At 37.8% G+C, this 4455-nt stretch carries 3 protein-coding genes and 1 pseudogene; all 4 read left to right on the top strand.

The window, feature by feature from the left end:
• On the top strand, positions 1-446 hold a 446-nt coding region (locus tag ACFIMC_RS04840), incomplete at its 5' end, for a YadA-like family protein (RefSeq protein WP_375685684.1).
• A gap of 414 nt (positions 447-860) precedes the next feature.
• Positions 861-1103, top strand: coding sequence for a hypothetical protein (locus ACFIMC_RS04835; protein WP_375633132.1), 243 nt, complete (start codon positions 861-863; stop codon positions 1101-1103).
• A 133-nt stretch (positions 1104-1236) separates the two neighbouring features.
• Positions 1237-1734, top strand: coding sequence for a hypothetical protein (locus ACFIMC_RS04830; RefSeq protein WP_375672157.1), 498 nt, complete (start codon positions 1237-1239; stop codon positions 1732-1734).
• A 440-nt stretch (positions 1735-2174) separates the two neighbouring features.
• A pseudogene (locus tag ACFIMC_RS04825) lies at positions 2175-4455 on the top strand (hypothetical protein); the annotation flags it as partial.

Here is a 4455-nt window from a genome sequence, read left to right as displayed (position 1 = left end):
CGGATGGAAAGATTGAAACAGGTTCTCAGCAAGCTGTTAATGGTGGTCAGTTGCATGATTATACTGAAGAGCAGATGAAGACGGTTCTTGAGGATGCCAATAAGTATACGGATGAGAAAGTTTCTCATATTGTAAAAGATGGAGTTAATGAGGCTAATTCGTATACGGATATGAAGTTTTCGACATTAAATTATGCTGTTGAGGATGTTCGCAAGGAAGCAAGACAAGCAGCAGCTGTTGGTTTAGCGGTAGCTGGTTTACGCTATAGTGATATTCCTGGAAAATTAACAATCGCATTTGGTAGTGGTTTATGGCGTAGTCAATCTGCTTTTGCTGTTGGTGCAGGTTATACTTCAGAGAACGGTGATATTGGTTCCAACTTGTCAATTACCACTTCTGGAGGTCACTGGGGTATAAGTGCAGGGGTTAATGTGATACTCAACTAATAAACGACTAAATCCATAAAATTGATTTGCCCTTTTCTTAAATAAGAAAAAGGCAAATTTTTTATCTTTTTCCAGAGCTCTCTAAAGCTATTCTAAATGTATAAAACTCCCGTAATTATATAAAATCCGAATATAAAAAGCCTCTGACAACTTTGTTGAGAATAAAAGACCTTAGTGGTAAAGATTCAAAAAATTGATTGCTATTATTTTGATTTGTTAAAATGCTTCACGCAATGTCAATACGAATATACCCTTTATTAAAAGGAGACAGTTTTAGCTTTTATTTTCGTATAGTTTTAAACGTATGCTTTATAATGCAACGATCTACAGATATGCAACGTACTCCAAACACAAGTATTGCTTTAGGGTAGTGGAGCGCAAACGGAAAAAGAATGGAGCGTTTCTGTAGGTAATATGGCTTACGCTTTAGAGAAAAGCAGTATCGCAATAGGTAGTGAATATAATAAGAAGAGCGAATACGGGGAAAATGATTATACTCTTTCGAAGAGTGATTATTCAACAGTAGTGGGAGCTGTTTCTAAAGTTTTAGAATATGGTTCGATTTCACTTGGTTACTCCGTGCATATACATTTGCTCAAGAAGCTATTTCTATGGGCTTCTATTCAAAAGCAAATGGGGTTGGAAGTATCGCTTTAGGTTCTTATTCTAAAGTGACGGTTGATGGGGGGCTATTGGGAACAACTCTGTGTCCGGTAGGGCTGATGGCGTTTTTGGGTATACGTCTCTTCTGCAAGGACCGGCTAAAAACCCTGAATCTCAATGGAAAAGTATGAAAGTTGCAGTAAGTATTGGTGTTCCTAGTAAGAATATAATGCAACAAATTATAGGCGTAGCAGCTGGTAGCAAACCTACCGATGCAGTGAACCTTAGACAGTTGCAGGATTTAGAAGAAGTTGTAAGAAAAAAGGGTGGAAACTGTTTATTGCTGGTGAGGAAGTTAAAGATATGGGTGCTAGATAGTACAATAAATTTTTCATCTGGAGTAAGTAACTTCAGGGTTAAAAGAGATAAGAACGATGAAAATAAGCTCATATTGAGTTTGGCTAATGATATAGCATTGAAAAGCATAACATTAGGAGAAAAAACAAAAGTAGATGCAACAGGCTTAGTAATTACTGATGTCCCGCAAATAACCACCGGTAGTATTAATGCGGCAAGTAAACAAGTAACAAATGTTGCAGAAGGAACTAGCAATACTGATGCAGTGAATTTTTCACAACTGAAGGGAATAAAAGAACAAGTAGCAGTGAGTATTTTTGTAAAATAGGATACAGCAACGAGACACATTACCATTAGTAAGGATATAGATGGGGTATTTTAGTAAAGAGCTTTCATAAATCCTCTAATGAAATAAAAAAATCTTATTCACGAAAAATAAACTGATGCCTAAGCGGATAATCAATAGGTACAAAAATTATATTTTTTTCAAAGAGATCAAAGCTAAAAACGACATGCAGCCTTTGATAGAAAAACGAAATCTATTCTAATATTAAGTATTTTTTTACCTTCCTCAAATTGACTTTCACAAACCTGCCTCTAATTACACCTCTAAAGGTGCCGCAGAAACGACAGCTTACGTCTTAATTTTATTTATGTCCTAAAAACACAGGCTGTAAGAGCGCGGACATGCAAGGGAAATAAGAAAGCTTTAGGGCTCTAGATTATACCTTTTTTGTGTTTTTAATCTATTATTATGAAGGGGGTATTATGAAAAAATTATACACTACACAAAATCTGCGTGATTTGAGTTTTTCTCGCTCACATTGTCGATCATCATTGTTTAAAGTAGCGTCGTTAGGAACTGCGGTTGCCTTATTTTTATCGAATGCTGCTCCTGTTTTTTCAGCAAATCTCGATTTAACAAAGGCATCTCTTGAAAATGTGAAGAATGCCGCTGTAGTTTATCCGCAAAGTACTATTTCTGCGTATGATGATTATAACAGTGGTATAGATGGTTATAATTCTGTAATAAATGTTTTAACAGTCGACGGAAGATTTGCATGGGAAGATGCGCAAAACATCTTCACAGTGAATAGCACGCTCGTTCCTGATTCAAAAAGGGATAAGAAGGCTAAAAAAGCTGTTGTTTTAGATCCAGAGAAATATAGGGCAAAAGAGAAAAGTTTTGCCATAAACTCTATGGCTCGCACTTCAGGGCTAGACGGTATTGCGATAGGTTCCGTATATGATAATCAAGATAGCATTGAGGAATATACATTCGCGAATGGTTACTCCTCAAAAGTGAGGGCTGATCGTAATGGAGCTATTGTTATAGATAAGAATGCTGAAACGCGGGCGTATGGCAATGTTGTTCTTGGGGACGGTTCTGCGACTACATCGCTTGCTGGCGCTGACGGTTACAGTCCTATCGAGCTAAGCGAAAAAAATAAAAACAGTGAGGTATGGAAAGGTACTGCGCATGCAGCAACTATTGGTGATTATAAAAATCAGGTAACACGCCAGCTTGAAGGAGTGGCTGCTGGTAGTTATTCTACCGATGCCGTTAATGTTGCACAGCTAAAAGCGTTAAAAACTTACGTAGACCAAGGTTGGCAGCTATCTATTGGGGGTAAAAATGCCACAACGATTGGTATAACGAGCACGGTAGATTTGTCGGCTGCAAGTGATAACCTTAAGATTACAAAAGGTGCGGAAGACAATAATGTAAAATTTGATCTAGCTAACAATATTACAGTGGAACGAGTTACCGCTGGGAGAAGCTCTATAAGTGATGATGGCATTATATTTGCTGATGGGGCTAGAATAACTGTGGATGGTATTGATGCTGGCAATAAGCAGATTACAGGAGTGGCAGCTGGGGAAGAACCTTATGATGCAGTGAATTTTGCGCAGCTACAAGAGATAAAAAATCAAATAGCAGCAAATAGTCTTGTTAAGCAAGATGGTGGAGAAGAAGGTCGTATCACCATTGGTATAGAAACAGGTGGTTCTGAAATCAATGTTGCAAACAAATCGGGTGAAGATAGGATAATTTCCGGTGTGAAGGCTGCTGTAAACAATAACGACGCTGTTAATAAACAACAGCTCGATGGTCAGATTGCAGATGTTGTTGACACTATAAAAAGCAATAGCCTTGTTAAGCGAGAAGAAGAGACAAATCGTATCATCATCGGTAAGGAAATAGAAGGCACAGAGATTAATATTGCAAACAAATCAGGTGATGCTCGTGCAATTTCCGGTGTGAAAGAAGCAGTTAAGGATGATGAAGCCGTTAATAAAAAACAACTTGATGGTGAAATTGCAGATATCACGGACAGTATTAAGGTCATTAAAGAAGCAAATAACTTTGCGGTTCTTTATGATAAAAATGCAGATGGCACCATTAATTATAATAGCGTGACTTTGGGTGGTGATAAGACTACGGCACCAGTTTCTCTCCATAATGTACAAGCTGGTACAATTGCAAAAGGGTCGAATGATGCAATTAATGGTAGCCAGATTGAAAAAATATCTGGAGATATAGCAGGTATTTTTGGTGGTGATGCGGACTTTCACGACGGTATCTTGTTTGGTCCGCACTATCATTTATCGCACATTTCTGAAGATGGTGCAGCAGTAACTAAGGACCATAATAATGTTGGTACAGCTTTGACAGGGCTTGATGAGAATATAAACAATGTGAATGGTCGCTTAACACATGTAGCTAATGAATTTACTCAGAAAATTGAGGGTGTTTCTAAAGATTCTCTATTGTGGAGCAATGATGAGCAGGCATTTGTAGCACAGCATGGAGAGGGAAGAACCAATAGCAAAATTAAATTTCTTGCCAATGGAGATATTGCTGAAGATTCAACCGATGCAGTAAATGGTTCGCAGCTCTTTGCTACTAATCAGAATGTTACCACTGTTACGAATGATCTAGCAAAAATTTCTCAAAATACATCTAAATATTTTGGTGGTGGTGCAGATATATCTAACGGTAAGGCTCCCACTTACACTATTCAGGGTAAGCCACATAATGATTTTG

This window comes from Bartonella sp. AP21QHHD (genome assembly GCF_042196205.1).
In the GTDB taxonomy this organism is placed as follows: Bacteria; Pseudomonadota; Alphaproteobacteria; order Rhizobiales; family Rhizobiaceae; genus Bartonella.
This window is presented reverse-complemented; position numbering and strand designations above follow the sequence as displayed.